The following is a 15,390-nucleotide window of genomic DNA, read 5'->3' on the forward strand; positions in this document are numbered from 1 at the left end:
GGCCGGCGCAGCCGCTGCCGGCCGGCCAACCGACTGGGGGGATCGTGAACGTGAAGAAGAGGGAACAGGCAGGGACCGATGGCGGACGAGCGGGAGCCGGCGAGTTACCGGCAGGGAGTGACGCGAAGCAGGTACGAACCGACAGGGACCGGCCGTTAACCGGCAAGGTCACGGTCCTGGCGGAACCGGCCTGGGCGGTGGTACTCGTCTGTGGCGTCTTCGCGGCAGCCGGCGCCGGGATCGGCTGGTTGATCAAGCTGCTTGCGCAGTGGTTCGTGACACTGCCCTGGGCGCCGTGGCAGGGACCGGCCAGGCTCCTGACCTCGGTCCCCGAACCCTGGCGGACCTGCGGAGCGCTTGCCGTGGGCACGGTCCTGGGGCTGGCCGCCGGATACCTCGCTCAGCATGACCGGCTCTCCGTCACCGTCTCCGGCAGCCGCGTGGTCCTCACCCGCAAAGGGATCTCCCGTGAGTTCACCCACCACGAGATCAGTACGGCGCTCCGGGACGGCAAGCAGCTGGTGCTGCTCGACCGCGACGGCCAGGAGATCGCCAGAGAGGCCTGCGACCTCGACGCGCAGCGGCTCGCCGACGCTTTCGCCGAGCACGGCTACCGCTGGTGCGACCGTGATCCGCACCGGGACGAGTTCCGGCTCTGGGTCCCCCGGGCACCGGGCCTGCCGGAGGGAGCCGACGCGCTGCTGACGGCTCGCGCACGGCTACTGGGCAAGCCTGCCACCGCCGACGAGGCCCGCGAGCTGCGCGAGGAACTGGCCAAGCTCGGCGTCGTCGTGCGCGACGAGAACAAGCGGCAGTACTGGCGCATGGCCCGGACGGCCCGGGGCTGAGGGGTTGGGGCGGGCCGATTACGTAGCGCGTGCGGCCCCTGCGCGTGCGGCCCCTGCGCGGGCGGCCCCTGCGCGTGCGGACCCTGCGCATGCGGACCCTGCGCGTGCGGCCCCTGCGCATGCGGACGCCCCGGGTGCGGGCATCCGCGTGGCATACCCGCGGCGCGGAGCCACCGGTGGACCGTCAGTTGACGCAGACGAGTCCCAGGAGGCACACATGCGCCGGGGATGTGGGCTCGGCGGACGGGGCGGTCGGGTCGCTCGGCGTGGCCGACGTGGAGGGTGCCGTCTGCGTCGGTGAGGTGCCGGTGCCCGCGTCGGACGAGTGTCCGGCGGGAGCGGGGGCGGCGGTCGTCCTCGGTGCCGCGGCACCGGAGTGGTGGGCGGGTGGCGTCCCGGCCGCGGTGGGCGTCGAGGTGTGCGGCGCCGCGCTCGGGGAGGCGGGGGAGTGTGCCGGGGTGGCGGAGTGCTGCTGCCGGACCGGCGTGGAGGCGGGGGCGCTCCGCTGCTGGTCGGCCGCATGGTGCGGGTGCGTGGCGGGGTGCCGGGGAGCCTCGGTGTCCGGCTGCTCCGACGACGAGGCGGCCGTTTCCGTACGGGGCGAGCCCACGCTCCCGGGCTCCGGCGCCGAGGACGCCTGCGCATGGCCGGCGGACGGCTTGTTCTGCAGCAGCGAGACGGTCAGGCCACCGCCGACAAGGGCGAAGGCCGTGGCGGCCGCGGCCCGGCGCCGGTGCTTCTTCCAGCGCGCCAGCTGCCGACGCCGGGCCGCCCGGCCCTGGCCGGTAGCAGCGGCCACTCCGGTACCGCCGGACGCACCGCCCTCGGCAGCATCCGCCCGCACCTCATCGCCGTCGAAGGCGCCGCTGCCCAAGCCACCGCTGCCCACGTCACTCCTGCCCAGGGCACTGGCGCTGCCGCCCAAGGCGCCGCTGTCGAAAGGCGCGCTGTCGAACGGCGTCGCAGCGGACGGTAGGGCATCCGACGGCGCGGCGGCAGAGGGGCCGGCGGCGGACGGCGTGACTGTGGACGGCTCAGTGCCGTGCCCGCGAGGGTGCTGAGGGGCGCCGAGGCCGGCGGCTTCCTCGGCACGCCAGGCCTCGAACGCCGCGGCGGCGGCCTTCGCGCGCTGCCGGCGATGGTTGGGCGGGGCGATGTCCGGAGCGTAATCTCCGCATCCCGGGCAGACGAGTGCCCCGTTGAGACTTCGGCGGCATGACGAGCAGTAGTCCATCTGCGATCTTTCTGTGCTGACTGCGCCGCCAAGGACGCCGGCGACCTGATCAAATTCGCACGCGGGATCGAGCGGGCTGTAACGCTAACTGCACCCCCCGAGGGCAAAGCGAAGGCCCTGTGACGCTTCGGTGCAGATTCCTCACCAGTGGCTCTTGGCACGCCCTGGCACTCCGGACATGTGGCGACGAATCCCGTGATGGCTCTCTGGACGCGGACCGCAGTGCGTGCCGTCTCGACGACACGGGAAGCGGTTCGTCACATCACCGTCGACGCGGGAGCGGTCTTCCGCCTGGTGGGCCGCGTCGTCGCCAAGGGCCTGAGGGCCCGCGAACCCGGCCCGGCCTCCCGCCGGAGCCTGCGCCTGGTCCTCATCCCCGTCGGGCGGGCCCCGCAAGCGCCCCGCGCCCGCCCGGTGGAGTTTTCTCCACCGGGAAGACGGGATGTGGCGCCCGTGCGCGGTACGGCCCCGCTCCGCTTGGCTGGAGGGCATGCCGCGGACGCCAATGTGCACGGAGTCGCGGGGCCACGAGGCCACGGCGTCACGAGCCACGGCGTCACGAGCCACGGCGTCACGGGGTCACTGGGTCAAGGGGGAAACGTGTCCGTCACCGGAGCAGGCGTCGAGCAGGCAGTGACGCTCAGTGCGGTGTCCAGGCTGTACGGCCGCGGCGAGCACCGGGTGTCGGCCCTGCGTGGTGTGGACTGTGCCTTCGCCCGTGGGTCGTTCACCGCGGTGATGGGGCCCTCGGGGTCGGGCAAGAGCACCCTGCTCCAGTGCGCGGCGGGCCTGGACCGCCCCACCTCGGGGCGGGTGTTCACCGGCCGCACCGACATCAGTGCGCTGACCGAGACGGAGCTGACCAAGCTGCGCCGGGAGCGGATCGGCTTCGTCTTCCAGTCCTTCAATCTCATGCCGTCGCTGAACGCGCGCAAGAATGTGGCGCTGCCGCTGCGGCTGGCCGGGCAGCGCCCGGGGCGCGCACGGGTGGATGCCGCGCTCCGGCAGGTGGGGCTGGGCGACCGGGGCGGCCACCGGCCGGCGGAGTTGTCCGGCGGCCAGCAGCAGCGGGTGGCCATCGCCCGCGCGCTGATCAGCCGGCCCGAGGTGCTGTTCGCCGACGAGCCGACCGGTGCTCTGGACACCCACTCCAGCCGGGAGGTGCTGGGCCTGCTGCGGTCGGTGGTGGACCAGGCCGGGCAGACGGTGGTCATGGTCACCCACGACCCGGTCGCCGCCTCCTGGGCGGACCGGGTGCTCTTCCTGTCCGACGGTGCGGTGCACGGCGAACTGGCGGGCCCGACGGTGGCCGCGGTGAGCGAGCACCTGGCACGGCTGGGCGGCTGACCCGTGGTGTTCCTCGCTCTGTCGACCCTGCGCGCCCGGTGGGCGCTGTTCGCCGGCACCTTCCTCGCGCTCGCGCTCGGTGTCGCGCTGATCGCCGCCACCGGGCAGGTCCTCGACGCCACCCGGGGCCGGTCCAAGCCCGGCGGTCCCGGGCGCTACGACGCCGCGGCCGTGGTGGTGCGGGCCGGCCAGTCGTTCACCGTCGGCTTCGGCAGCGGGGACGGCGCGTACGACGAGCGCCGGACGGCCACCTCCCCGCACCGCCTGGGCGACGCGCGGCGGATCGCCGACGCGGTCCGTGCGGTGCCCGGTGTGCGGCGGGCCGTCATCGACCGGTCGCTGCCCGCACGGGTGGTGACCGGCCACGCCGTCGGCCCCTCCGCCCCCTCCGACTCGTCCGCCCGGTCCAGCTCCTCCGGCCGCTCCGGCTCTCCTGAACCTTCCGACCCGTCGGACCGCCCGGTCGGCCATGGCTGGTCGAGCGCCCTGCTCACGCCCTTCCGCCTCACCCGGGGCCACCCGCCCGCCGGCGACGGGGAGGTGGTGCTCGCCGCCGCGCCGGCCGAGCGCGCCGGGGCCGCCGTGGGCGACGAGGTCGCCGTGGTGACCCCGCGAGGCCGGCAGCGGATGACCGTCGCCGGTATCGCGGCGCCGCCCGGCACGGACGGGGTGCCCGGCGAGGCCACTGTCTTCTTCGCCGACGACACCGCACAGCGGCTGTCGGCCGACCCGGACCGGGCCGACGCGGTGGCCGTCCTCGCCTCGCCTGGCACCTCCGCGACGGCCCTCGCCGGCCGGATCCGCGCCGTACTGCCGGGCCCGTCCCTCACGGCTGCGGCCGGCACGTCCAAGGGCGGCCACCCGGCCGCCGCCTCGCGCGCCGCGGCGCTCGGGGACGTCGCCACCCTGCTCGCCGTGATGGCGGTGATCGCCGGCTTTGTCGCGGTCTTCGTGGTGTCGGGCACCTTCGCCTTCGCGATCGCGCGGCGCCGCAGGGAACTGGCCCTGCTGCGCACCGTGGGGGCCACCCCGCGCCAGGTACGCCGCATGATCATGGCGGAGTCGGGGCTGCTGGGCGCCGTCGCCTCGGCCACGGGCTGCGGCCTCGGGATCTTCGGCGGACGGCTGCTCGCCGCGGTGCTCTCATCCTTCGGTATGGCGCCCGAGGACTTCGAGGTCCCGGTGTCCCCCGCGGTCCTGCTGATCAGCTTCTTCGTCGGGCTCGCTGTGGCGCTGCTCGGTGTGTTCGCCGCCTCGCGCCGGGCCGCCAAGGTCCGTCCGGCCGAGAGCCTGCGGGACGCCGCGGTGGAGACCCGGGTGATGACGACGGGCCGGTGGATCACCGGGTCGCTGTTCCTGGCCGTGGCCGTGCTGCTCCTGATCATGCTGCCGCAGGCGGGCAGCGACGGCGCCGTGGTGATCTCGCTGGTGCTGACCGAGATCCTGGTCGTGGCGATGGTGGCCTTCGCCCCGCTGCTCGCTCCGCCGCTGGCGCGGGCGGCGACCCTCCCGTCGGCCGCGCTCACCCGCGTCACCGGCGCGCTGGCCGGTGACCACGTCCGCGCCGCGGTGCGCACCACCGCCTCGGCCGCCGCCCCCATCCTGGTCACGGTGGCCGTCGCCGGCTCCCTCATCGGCGTTACCCGGGCGAGTGCGGCGACCACCGTCGCCGACGACCGCGCGCACCTGAAGGCCGAGGTGGTGGTCGCCGCCCCCGACGGTGGCACGGGCACGGGCGCAGGCCTGCCCGCCGCCGCGCTGCGCGACCTGTCCTCGGTCCCCGGCGTCCGGGCCATCTCGCCGGTCGACGGGACCAGCGGCTTCCTCGTCGGCTCCCGCTATGTGATGTCGAGCGGCATCGGCGCGGTGGACCCGGCGCGGGTGTCCGGCGCCCTCCGGCTGGACGTGGTCAGGGGTTCGCTGGGCGCTCTGCGGGGCGACGCCGTGGCGGTGACGAAACCGGTCGCCGGGCAGCTGGGCTGGAAAGCGGGTGACGACGTCGAGGTCTACCTCGCCGACGCCACGAAGGTACGGGTCAAGGTCGCCGCGGTGACCGGTTCGTCGGCGGGCCTGCCCCCGGTGCTGTTCCCGCGGGACGCCTTGGCCCGGCACGCGCCCGGCACGATGGCGGGCACCGCCTACCTGTCGCTGACGCCGGGCGCGGACCGGTCCGCCGCGACGGCCGCCGCCGGAAAGATCGCTGCCGCATACGGCGCGGCCGCGCACAACCGGGACGACTGGCTGGCGCAGCGCGCCTCGGCCACGCACGAGGAGGGCCGCATCCTGGTCCTGGTACTGCTCGGCATGTCCCTGCTCTACACCGGCATCGCCATCGCCAACACCCTGGTCATGGCGGCCGGAGAGCGGGCCGAGGGCATCACGCTGCTGCGCAGACTCGGCGCGACCCGCGGGCAGGTGCTGCGCACCGTCGTGTGGGAGACGCTGACCGTGGTGGCCGTCGGCGGAACACTGGGCGTGCTCGCGGGCGGGGTGACGATGCTCGGCACGAGCCGGGCGCTGTCCGCGTCCGGCGAACCGGCCGAATTGCCCGTGCCCTGGCAGGAGATGGGCACGGTGCTGGCCGGCTGCCTGCTGGTCGCCCTGTCGGCCGCACTCGTGCCCACCCTCCTCCACCTGCGCTCCTCCGACGCCCCGGCCGGGAACGCCGAGGTGCCCGGCCCGCGGGATCCGGGGCCGACGGGCGCGGGGTGAGGCGGCGGCGACCGTTTCCTTCCCGAGGCCGCACGGGCCCGCCGGGTGCGCCTGCGTCGTACGGGTCTGCCGGGCACGTCCGCGTCGGGCCTTCCCCCGAGGCCGTGCTGACCCGCCGGGCAGCCCCGCGGCGGGCCTTACCGTGGGCGGGGTGAGTTCCTCTCCCACCTGGCGGGCCCTGGCCCGGAGTCCGGCCAACTTCCTTACCTCCGCGACGCCTTGGCGCGCGCTCGGCTACCTCGCCTCCTCCGCCCTCGTCGGGCTTGCCTCGCTGGTCGTGCTGGGCGGCGTTCTGCTGTGCGGGCTGCTGCTGTCGGTGCTGGGGGTCGGGCTGGTGCTGCTGGCGGGCTCGGTGCTCCTCGGGATCCCGCTGGCCGCGCTGGAGCGCCGTCGGCTACGGCTGCTGGAAGGGCCGCACACGGACCGGCCGGCCAGTCCGCACGAGGCCGTCGCGCGGCCGGGGCTGTGGCCGTGGCTGACCACCCGGCTGCGGGAGCCCGCGACCTGGCGGGAGTTCAGCTACGCCCTGGTCTTCGCGGTGCCGCTCTCCTTCGTGAACCTGGCCCTGCTGACCCTGACCGGTCTGCTGGTCGCGCTGGTCGTGGCCCCGGTCCAGGTGGCCGTCGCGTCGGCGCAGCCCGAGGCGCTGGTGCTCACCGGCCTCGGGATCGCCGGGCTGCCGGTGACGGCGTACGTCCTGGGCGCCGCGGCCGCCGCACAGTCCTGGTTCGTCCGGCTGATGCTGGCCCCCAAGGAGGGCGAACAGCCCGACCGCATCATGGAGCTGACCCGCTCGCGGGCCAGGATGGCCGACGCCTTCGAGGCAGAGCGGCGCCGTATCGAGCGCGATCTGCACGACGGGGCACAGCAGCACCTCGTGGCACTGGTCATGACGCTGGGCCTGGCCGAGCTGGAACTCGGCGCCGCGGATCCGGCGGCCGGCAAGGGCGGCGAACTGGTTTCCCGGGCCCGGCGCGAGGCGAAGCATGCGCTGGACGAACTGCGCGACCTGATCCGCGGCATTCACCCGCAGGTCCTCACCGACCACGGCATCGCCGCGGCGGTGTCCGAGGTCGCGGTCCGCTGCCGGGTGCCGGTCGCCGTCGACGTGGAGCTGGCCGGGCGGCTGCCCGCACAGGTCGAGGCCACCGCCTACTTCTTCGTCAGCGAGGCATTGACCAATGTCGTCAAGCACAGTGGGGCCGCCACCGCCACGGTGCACGCCCGGCTGGCCGGGGGCCGGCTGTCCGTCACGGTCACCGACGACGGCACCGGCGGTGCCGAACTCCGTGACGGCGGCGGGCTCCAGGGCTTGGCCGACCGGGTCGCGGTGGTCGATGGAAGACTGAAGCTGTCCAGCCCCCTCGGTGGTCCCACCGCCCTCAGCCTGGAGATTCCGTGCCGGCACCGTCACTCCGTATCGTCTTAGCCGAGGACTCGGCCCTCGTCCGCGAAGGGATCGCCGAACTGCTGCACCGGTTCGGCCACCGGGTGGTCGGCGCGGTCGGCGACGCCGACTCCTTGATCACGGCGGTGCGGGAGTGCTCCCCGGACATCGTCATCACCGACGTACGGATGCCCCCGGGACACGGTGACGACGGGCTGCGCGCCACGGTGCAGCTGCGCCGGCACGATCCGCATCTGCCGGTGCTGGTGCTCTCCCAGTACGTCGCGAACGCCTACGCCACGGAGCTGTTCACCCCCGGCAGGGCGCCCCACCGCCAGAGCAGCGCCGGTCTCGGTTACCTGCTCAAGGACCGGATCGGCGAACTCGGCGACTTCGCCCGGGCCGTCGAACGGGTCGCCGCGGGGGCCATGGTGATCGACCCCGAAGTCGTCCAGCACCTGCTGCTGGAGCGCGACCGGCGCCACCGCTCCCAGCTCCTGTCCGCCCGCGAACAGGAAGTACTCGGCCTGATGGCCCAGGGCTACTCCAACGCCATGGTGCGGGAAGCCCTGCACATCAGCGACGGCGCGGTGGCCAAACACGTCGGCAACATCTTCGCCAAGCTGGGTCTCTCCCCCGAGGACGGCAACCGCCGGGTGCTTGCGGTGCTGGCTTATCTGCGTGATGAGTAATCTGCGGCTCGTTGGCCCCCGGCCGGCCGGCGGGGTGTGGAGGGATGGTCCGAGTCGCTGATTCCTGGACGGCGGTCTTCAGTCCGTGGTCCTCGATCGCGGCGCCGCCGGTTTCATCAGCGGTCCGGCCAGTTTGGTCAGGGCGGGAAAGATGACATAGGTGGCGAGCGGTGCGATGACCGCGACGGTGATCAGGACGCGTAACGGAAGGGAAAGGGTGGCCAGCTCTTTCCCCCAGATCAGCTGGAGGACCATCAGCATCGGATAGATGCCGACGAAGGTCAGGATGGTCTGCTTCCAACGTGGTGGGCGTCCGGAAGGTGCAGGGTGGGCCGGTATCGCCCGGTGCTGCGTGATCTGCGGTGTGATGGGCTGCGCTTCTGGTGTGGTCGTCATGAATACTCCCAAATGTTCCACGCGGCCGGTTTTCCGCCCTTACGGCAAACCCCGAGCCGCCTCGACGAACCAACGGTAATCGCGCCCCACGCCGGAAGAGAAAAACTTATTGCGGGCTGGATTTATCGCAGCACCGTGCACAATCGGCACCGACCGCCGACCGCCGACCGCCGACCGCCGACCGCATTAGACGTCCGCGCGCACCGCTCTGGAGGCCGGCCAGCGCCGTGTGCCCTGCGGATCACCGCGAAGCCGGACGGAACGGAAACCGGAACGGAAACCGGAACCAGAACCGGAACGGAAACCGGAACCAGAACCGGAACGGAAACCGGAACCGGACCGGAACCATGGGCACCCACCCCGCATGGTTCACCTACACCTCAACCCCCAACTCATCCGCCACAAAAGCAAGAACGCTCACGCTAATGTGCGCCCTTGAGTCTCTACGTCGTTATTGGATTCGGGCCTGCCGGTACCGCCACCGCTCGGCTGCTGGCCGCAGAGGGGCACGCGGTACGGGTCGTCACCAAGTCGGGCCGAAGCCCTGAGCCGGGCATCGAGCACATCGCACTGGACGCGACGGACGGCAAACGACTGAGCGAGTCCGCACAGGGCGCTGCCGCGCTCATCAACTGTGCCGGGCCGCCCTACCACCGCTGGGCGCGTGAATGGCCGCCGCTGGCCTCGTCGCTCTGCGCGGCGGCCGAGGCGACCGGCGCCGTACTGGTCATGCTGGGCAACCTCTACGGCTACGGCCCGGTGGACGGTCCCCTGACCGAGGAGTTGCCGCTCGCGGCGACCGGTCCCAAGGGGCGGGTGCGCGCCGCCGTGTGGGAACAGGCGCAGAAGCTGCACCAGCAGGGCCGTATCAAGGCGGCCGAGGTGCGGGCCTCGGACTTCTTCGGGCCCGGAGTGACCGACGGGGGGCACCTGGCCGCACGGGTCATGCCACGGCTGCTGGGCGGCAAACCGGTCTCCACACTCGGGAATCCGGACGCCCCGCACAGCTGGAGCTATCTGCCCGATGTGGCCAGGGCGCTGGTCGAGGTCGCGGGCGAGGAACGGGCCTGGGGACGGGCCTGGCACGTCCCGACACAGCCTGCGCTCTCCGTTCGGGAGATGGTCGACCGCCTTGCCGCTCAAGCGGGTACGGGGCCGGTCACCGTGCGCAGGCTGCCGTCCGCCGTAGTGGGCGTCGCCTCGCTCGTCTCCCCGCTGCTCCGCGAACTGAAGGAGATCCGCTATCAGTTCGACCGCCCCTTCATCGTCGATTCCAGCGCCTACGAAGCCGCATTCACGGTACGGGCCACGCCCCTCGACGAGCAGATCAAGGCGACGGTGGACTGGTGGCGTGAGCGCCGGGCCGCCACCGGGTGACGCTTGTGTTCAGCGCAGGGTTCACCCACGAGCGCGAGGCGAGGAAGGCAAGTGGGATGCAAAGCGGAATGCAGAGCAAGGATTCCGGGGCAGAAGGAGACGCCGCTGAGGCGGGTTCTGCTGCCTGGTACGGGGTGAGTGCGGCACCCCGCCGGGCCGGGGCCTGGTTCGCCGTGCTGGGGCTGGCGGCCCTCGTGCCCGTACTCCCGCTCTGGCTCTTCAGCTCGTCGCCGGACCTGCGGCGGAAGGTGATCCTGATTGCCCTGGGGTGCGCTCTCTGCTGCCTGGTGGCCATTGCTCTGTATCAGCGGATGGCGGGCGGACGGCGGCCGTTCGCCACGGTGGCCGTCGCCGAGTTCTCGGGAGCCGCCGGCTCCGAAGCGCACGCTGCGTCCGCGTCGGAGCCTGTGGCAATGCCCCGTGAGCTCCCCTCGCGACGGGGAATGCAGTGGCGTGCGCTCGGGGGGTATGCGGGCGGCTTCACGGTGCTGATGACCCTGATTGCCCTGGCGGCGGGCACGCCCCAGCGGACGGAGCTGATGCAGCGGCTCCACGACGCCGGAGCGGAATTCGCGAATGTCCGGGTCGAGAAGGTCAGTGACGTCCAGTTCCACGACCCCAGCAAGACCCCCGACTACTACACCGCGACAGCAGTCGTGAGGCTGGGCCGAGGGGCAACGGGCAGGCCGGTGACGGCAACCGTGCACACGGACACCCCCGACCGTCCGGGCCCCGGCAGCCGGGTCACCGTGCTCTATGCCCCTGCGCAACCCCACCTGGGTGCCCTCGCGGGAGACGAGCGCAGCCTCGGTGCTGTGTTGCACGGCAACACGATGTCGGCCATGGGCACCTGGACCTGCATGAGCGCCTGGATCCTCGGTATGGGCTTCTCCGTGGCTGTCGTGTCGGAGCGTTATGGCCTCCGTTCCTTCTCCCGGCTGGGCCGCACCGACAAGGCGATACGGGCGAAATTCCTGGGGCCCGACTTCTGGCGGGAAGGATCCAGGAAGGAACAGTGCCTGAGGATGCTCACTCCGTCGTCCCGGGTCGCACACTTCCTCATCGACGTCACGGACCGCGATCTCCCCGACTCCTTGAACGGTCAGCATCTCTGGCTCTGCTGGGACGCCCACCGCGGAGCCGGCGGCAGGCGATTCTCTTCGAAAAGCACACCGGCAGCGTTGGTTTCCGACGACGGCTGGGTGATGCACGGCATGCTCAAGTCCCGGGACGCGAAGCTGCTCGCCGACGAGGGTGTCCCCGTGGAAAAGGCTCACGTGGGATTCCCGCACGTGGAGGAAACAGCCGACGGGGAAGCAGCTGACGTGGAAACGGCCGACCCGGAAAAGGCTGTTCCGGAGAAGGCCGCGGCCGGGCGGCCGGCGGCGAGGACTCTCCGCCTCTGGGACCCACGCTCCGCCTGGCCACTCTTCATACACCCCTCGGCGCTGGCCCTCGCCGCGCTGCTCGTCGCCTGCGGAGCGCTGCTGACGTGCGACATCACCGTCTTCTGGCGCTGGACGACCGCGATCGCAGGCCTGGTCATCGGCCTCGCCCTGGCCATCCTCTCCACGATCCACGGACCCCTACTGCCACCCGAAGAGAAGGCGCGCTGAACCGGTGGCCGGAGATCAGCTGCCGGCTCTGAGGGCTTCCAGGTGCCGTCGCAGCACCTGCCGGAGCAGCTTCGGCGGATAACGGTCCGGCAGCAGCGTGGCCTGGAGGTTGAGCCCGTCGAGGAGTGCGGCCAGCCGCGTGCTTTCCAGTTCGACGTCCAGGTTGCCCGGCAGCCCGCCGGCGCACCGGGCTTCGTGCAGCACGCGCGACACCAGAGTGTGCAGGTTGGCCTGCATTTCGGCGGCGCAGGGCCGCAGTTCGGGGCGGGTGTGTGCGGCGGCGGTGAAGGCGAGCCAGAGTGCGGACTCCTGGCGGCGGGTCTCGTCAAGGGGAAGCAGCTCGGCCAGGAGCTCTTCCGTTGCGGCCCGGCGGTCGGTGCGGCCGTCTGGAGCCAGGAGCCGATCGGCGTGGGTGCGGATACGGTCGCCGATGCGCCGGCTCAGCTCCCTCATGGTGAAGGTCATCAACTCGTCGTGGTCGGCGAAGTAATGGCGGACCGAGCCGACGGCGAGTCCGGCTTCCTCGGCGACGTTGCGCAGCGACGCATGCTCCAGCCCATGCCGGGCGGCGACGGACAGAACGGCCTGCGCCACTGTCCTGCGGCGGGCCACGGGGTCGACGATCTTTGGCACGGTGGTCTTTATAGCACGGTTGCGCTAACTTTTTTAGCTCAGTCATGCCATTAAAGATGGGCGGTACCCGTGTGAACCCCTGGCTGCTCGCTGCGATCATCACCCTGGTGGTGATCGCAGTCGTGATCAAGCGGATGACCGGTGAACCGGTCAACGCAAGGGAACTCTTCGTAGCCCCGGCGGTCCTGACCGGGATCGGCCTCCTCACCCTCATCAAGAGGGCGGATCTCACCGGCACCGACCTCACCTGGGTCATCACAGGAGCCCTCTTCGGTGCGGCACTCGGCGCGTTCCGTGGTGCCACCGTTCAGCTTTTCGACAAGGGGGGTGTCCTGTGGCAGCGGTACACCGGCCGCACCTTCCTCGCCGTGATCGGCACCCTGGCGGTCACGGCCGGCTTCAGTGTCCTGGCCGTGAAGATGGGCATGCACGAGCATGCACGCCCCCTCCAGCTCTCCATCGGGGTGAGCTTCCTCGGCGAGTCCCTCATGGTCGGTCGCCGCGGCATGGCCACGGGGATCCCCTTCGCCCCGGCACGTAGGCGCTGATTCAGTTGTTGGCAGCGGGCCGTTCGAACCGGACCTCCGGGTTTTCTGACGAAGGACCGTCGAGCAGCGGCTGCCGGATGCCGCGCAAGAAGCCGGCCAGGTCGCATGAGGAACGGAGGGGTGTCCGCGGGGCCGTCATCGCTCTCCCCGTGCCGTCAGCCGCGCCCGGTGAACTTCTGCCCGACGCCGAGCCCGCGCAGGCGCGCGAGGACCTGGGGGTCCTGGGCGTCGAGCCAGTCGCAGAGCTGGCGGAAGGAGACCAGCCGGACGTCCTTGTGCTTGCCGCCGGCGATGTGCTTGATGGCTTCCTCGACGGCGTCCATGTAGATGCCGCCGTTCCACTGCTCGAAGTGGTTGCCGACGAACAGCGGGGCCCGGTTCGTCTCGTACGCCCGCTGGAAGCCGGCTATGTAGGCGTCGGCGGCCTCCTTGCGCCAGCGCGGGTAATTGACCGGCGGGCCCTTGGTGGAGTTCCTGGACTGGTTGAACATCAGGTTGAAGTCCATCGAAAGGGTCTCGGAGTGCCCGGGGAACGGTATCGACTGGAGCGGGAAATCCCAGAGGCCCTGCTTCTTGGTGGGCCAGACCTGAAGGCCGCCCGGGGAGCTGGCGTCGTAGCGCCAGCCGCGCTTGCGCGCCGTGGGCAGCAGGTTGGCCTGGCCGAGCAGGCAGGGCGTACGGGCGCCGACGAGTTCCTTGGTGTAGTCGAACGGCAGCGGTTCGACATCGGTGAAGCCGGTATTCGTCCGCCACTTGGTGACGAAGTCCATGGCCTGCTCGATCTCGGAGTCCCACTGGGCGGGGGTCCAGTGGGCGACCGAGCCGTTGCCTCCGCAGAAGTGGCCGTTGAAATGGGTGCCTATTTCGTGGCCCTCCAGCCACGCCGCGCGCACGTTCTTCAGCGTCGCCTTGATGTGGTCATCGGTGAGGTAATCGATGTCGGAGGCGCCGACGGGGTTGTTCGGCGGACGGTACAGGCGCTTCTTCGATTCGGGCAGCAGATACAGCCCGGAGAGGAAGAAGGTCATCGAGGCGTTGTGGTCCTTGGCGAGCTTGCGGAACCGCGGGAAGAGGCCGTTGCCCACCTCGCCCGCTCCGTCCCAGGAGAAGACCACGAATTGCGGGGGCTTCTGGCCCGGTGCCAGTTTCTCCGGTGCCGGCGGCTGGTTCGGCTGCTTTCCGGTGTACGCCGTGGAGCCGTCGCCTATCGGCTTGCTCTTCGCCGTCTGTCCGGGCTTGGATCCGACCTTGCCGGAAGCCGACGAACCGGAAGGTGAGCAGCCGGCAACGGAGAGTGCGGCCGCCGCTCCGACCCCGAGTCCAAATATGCCCCGGCGGCTGATGTCACGCATAACGGTACCCATCGCATTCGTTCGAAGTTCTGATATGGGGGCGCCCGGAGGATCGGGGCGTCCGGAAAGACGGGGAGGCGGATGTCGAGGTTCCGCTTCGACCCGAGAAAGAGGATCCTCAACCGGGGGAGGAGTCTCGAGGGTGCCGATTCTCGAGGGGTGAGGATTCTCGTGGGGGGGAGGTTCTTGCAGGGTGAAGATTCTCAGCTGAGGAGAATTCCCGACGGAGGGCTGAGCTCAGCGGCCGTCGGGCGGCTTGTTCTCCGAGGCCGTGGGAGGGCCCAGGAAGCGGAAGCCCGGCACTCCGCGGGGAGCTACGCGAGGGGTAACTCCGACGAGGAGCAGGCAACCGCAACCACGTGCACCGCGCCAGGTCGCGGCTCCTGCCCCCGCATCCGTCCCCGCCCCTGTTCCGTCGTCGCGGCCTTCCCGGCGCGGCCGCCGCCGTCCGGTGTCGTCTTCTGCATGGGGTTCCCCCGTTCGCTGGGCGGGGCGCAGAGCCGAAGACCCCTAACGGCCCGCAACCAACACCCTTGGACGCCCATGACTCTCACGGAGATCGCTAGCGCACCGTTAACGCCTCACTAACAACCGTTCTGGTACGGCCGTGCGTTGTGGAGGCGACGTCCGGCCCGGACAGTCGACTCGGCACCCGCAGCAGCCGCAGCCCCGAAGAAAGGTGAACACGATGAAGATCGCGGTGGACGACCTCTCCGGACCGGAGATCGCCCGGTTCCTCCAGGAGCACGTCCAGCAGATGCGCTCCCTCACACCGCTGGAGAGCAAGCACGCCCTCGACCTCGACAGCCTCCGCAAGCCCGGCATCACGTTCTGGTCGGTCTCGGACGGCGACAGCCTGGTGGGCTGCGGCGCGATCAAGAGGCTGGACGCGGGGCACGCCGAGCTGAAGTCGATGCGTACCCGGCCGGCGCGGCAGCGGAGCGGGGTCGCGTCCCTGCTGCTGGAGCACATCGTCGCCGAGGCCCGGCGGATGCGTTTCACCCGGCTGAGTCTGGAGACCGGCGCGGCCGAATTCTTCCTGCCCGCACGGCGGTTGTACGAGAAGTTCGGGTTCCGGGAGTGCGCACCCTTCGCGGACTACCGGCCCGACCGGAACAGTACGTTCATGACGAGGGCGCTGTAAGGAGCCCCCCAGGGGAAGAGCCGGGGGGGGAGGCTGTGGGAAGGCCCCCGGATCCCGAACGTAACCGGAACGGTCGTCGGACGACGGTTCCGCGGCGCCGCAGC

13 protein-coding genes are annotated in these 15,390 nt (G+C 71.4%); 9 read left to right on the top strand and 4 right to left on the bottom strand.

The annotated features are described in order from the left end of the window. Positions 1-50 precede the first annotated feature (50 nt). Positions 51-848, top strand: a complete 798-nt coding sequence (locus ABZ851_RS03340; RefSeq protein ID WP_361121382.1) for a hypothetical protein — start codon at positions 51-53, stop codon at positions 846-848. Between the two features lie 184 nt (positions 849-1,032). Here the strand turns inward: ABZ851_RS03340 and ABZ851_RS03345 are convergent, their stop codons facing one another. Further along, entirely contained in the window at positions 1,033-1,737 is a 705-nt protein-coding gene (locus tag ABZ851_RS03345; RefSeq protein ID WP_361121385.1) for a hypothetical protein, read from the bottom strand. A gap of 945 nt (positions 1,738-2,682) precedes the next feature. On the opposite strand from ABZ851_RS03345, the gene ABZ851_RS03350 reads away from it, so the two are divergent. The 4 genes from ABZ851_RS03350 (at position 2,683) to ABZ851_RS03365 (ending at position 8,220) form a co-directional block, all read left to right on the top strand. Continuing rightward, the gene (locus ABZ851_RS03350) at positions 2,683-3,429 is read left to right on the top strand and encodes an ABC transporter ATP-binding protein (RefSeq protein ID WP_361121388.1); all 747 of its coding nucleotides are present in this window, start codon (positions 2,683-2,685) and stop codon (positions 3,427-3,429) included. 3 nt (positions 3,430-3,432) lie between these two features. Then, on the top strand, positions 3,433-6,141 hold the full coding sequence (locus ABZ851_RS03355; protein ID WP_361121391.1) for an FtsX-like permease family protein: 2,709 nt from the start codon (positions 3,433-3,435) through the stop codon (positions 6,139-6,141). Positions 6,142-6,292: 151 nt separating this feature from the next. Then, the gene (locus tag ABZ851_RS03360; RefSeq protein WP_361121394.1) at positions 6,293-7,570 is read left to right on the top strand and encodes a sensor domain-containing protein; all 1,278 of its coding nucleotides are present in this window, start codon (positions 6,293-6,295) and stop codon (positions 7,568-7,570) included. After that, complete coding sequence (locus tag ABZ851_RS03365) at positions 7,540-8,220, top strand: response regulator transcription factor (protein WP_361121397.1); 681 nt, start codon at positions 7,540-7,542, stop codon at positions 8,218-8,220. The genes ABZ851_RS03360 and ABZ851_RS03365 overlap by 31 nt, the downstream gene beginning before the upstream one ends. A 78-nt stretch (positions 8,221-8,298) precedes the next feature. On the opposite strand, the gene ABZ851_RS03370 is transcribed toward ABZ851_RS03365, so the two are convergent. Continuing rightward, positions 8,299-8,616: a hypothetical protein gene (locus tag ABZ851_RS03370; RefSeq protein WP_361121400.1), complete on the bottom strand. Its 318-nt coding sequence runs from the start codon at positions 8,614-8,616 to the stop codon at positions 8,299-8,301. Positions 8,617-9,051: 435 nt separating this feature from the next. On the opposite strand from ABZ851_RS03370, the gene ABZ851_RS03375 reads away from it, so the two are divergent. After that, on the top strand, positions 9,052-9,993 hold the full coding sequence (locus ABZ851_RS03375; RefSeq protein WP_361121403.1) for an NAD-dependent epimerase/dehydratase family protein: 942 nt from the start codon (positions 9,052-9,054) through the stop codon (positions 9,991-9,993). A 134-nt stretch (positions 9,994-10,127) separates the two neighbouring features. After that, positions 10,128-11,609 carry a hypothetical protein gene (locus tag ABZ851_RS03380; protein ID WP_361121406.1) on the top strand — a complete coding sequence of 494 codons (1,482 nt, stop codon included), beginning with the start codon at positions 10,128-10,130 and terminating at the stop codon, positions 11,607-11,609. 15 nt (positions 11,610-11,624) lie between these two features. On the opposite strand, the gene ABZ851_RS03385 is transcribed toward ABZ851_RS03380, so the two are convergent. Beyond that, a complete protein-coding gene (locus ABZ851_RS03385) occupies positions 11,625-12,242 on the bottom strand; it encodes a TetR/AcrR family transcriptional regulator (protein ID WP_361121409.1) in 618 nt (205 codons plus the stop codon). Between the two features lie 56 nt (positions 12,243-12,298). Here ABZ851_RS03385 and ABZ851_RS03390 point away from each other — a divergent pair, with 56 nt between their 5' ends. Continuing rightward, positions 12,299-12,790 (top strand): DUF1453 domain-containing protein, encoded by a 492-nt coding sequence (locus ABZ851_RS03390; RefSeq protein WP_361121412.1) that lies wholly within the window; start codon positions 12,299-12,301, stop codon positions 12,788-12,790. A 155-nt stretch (positions 12,791-12,945) separates the two neighbouring features. Here ABZ851_RS03390 and ABZ851_RS03395 read toward each other — a convergent pair whose 3' ends face one another. Continuing rightward, positions 12,946-14,142: a hypothetical protein gene (locus ABZ851_RS03395; protein WP_361121415.1), complete on the bottom strand. Its 1,197-nt coding sequence runs from the start codon at positions 14,140-14,142 to the stop codon at positions 12,946-12,948. A gap of 688 nt (positions 14,143-14,830) precedes the next feature. On the opposite strand from ABZ851_RS03395, the gene ABZ851_RS03400 reads away from it, so the two are divergent. Beyond that, positions 14,831-15,286 (top strand): GNAT family N-acetyltransferase, encoded by a 456-nt coding sequence (locus tag ABZ851_RS03400; protein WP_361121418.1) that lies wholly within the window; start codon positions 14,831-14,833, stop codon positions 15,284-15,286. Positions 15,287-15,390: the final 104 nt, after the last annotated feature.

This window comes from Streptomyces sp. NPDC047049 (assembly GCF_040643995.1).
Classification (GTDB): Bacteria; Actinomycetota; Actinomycetes; order Streptomycetales; family Streptomycetaceae; genus Streptomyces; species Streptomyces mooreae.

What these genes read in the sequence shown, in the direction of transcription:
- ABZ851_RS03400 (WP_361121418.1), top strand. Translation starts at nt 14,831, where the DNA reads ATGAAGATCGCGGTGGACGACCTCTCCGGACCGGAGATCGCCCGGTTC.
- ABZ851_RS03390 (WP_361121412.1), top strand. Translation starts at nt 12,299, where the DNA reads ATGGGCGGTACCCGTGTGAACCCCTGGCTGCTCGCTGCGATCATCACC.
- ABZ851_RS03395 (WP_361121415.1), bottom strand. Translation starts at nt 14,142, where the DNA reads ATGCGTGACATCAGCCGCCGGGGCATATTTGGACTCGGGGTCGGAGCG.
- ABZ851_RS03370 (WP_361121400.1), bottom strand. Translation starts at nt 8,616, where the DNA reads ATGACGACCACACCAGAAGCGCAGCCCATCACACCGCAGATCACGCAG.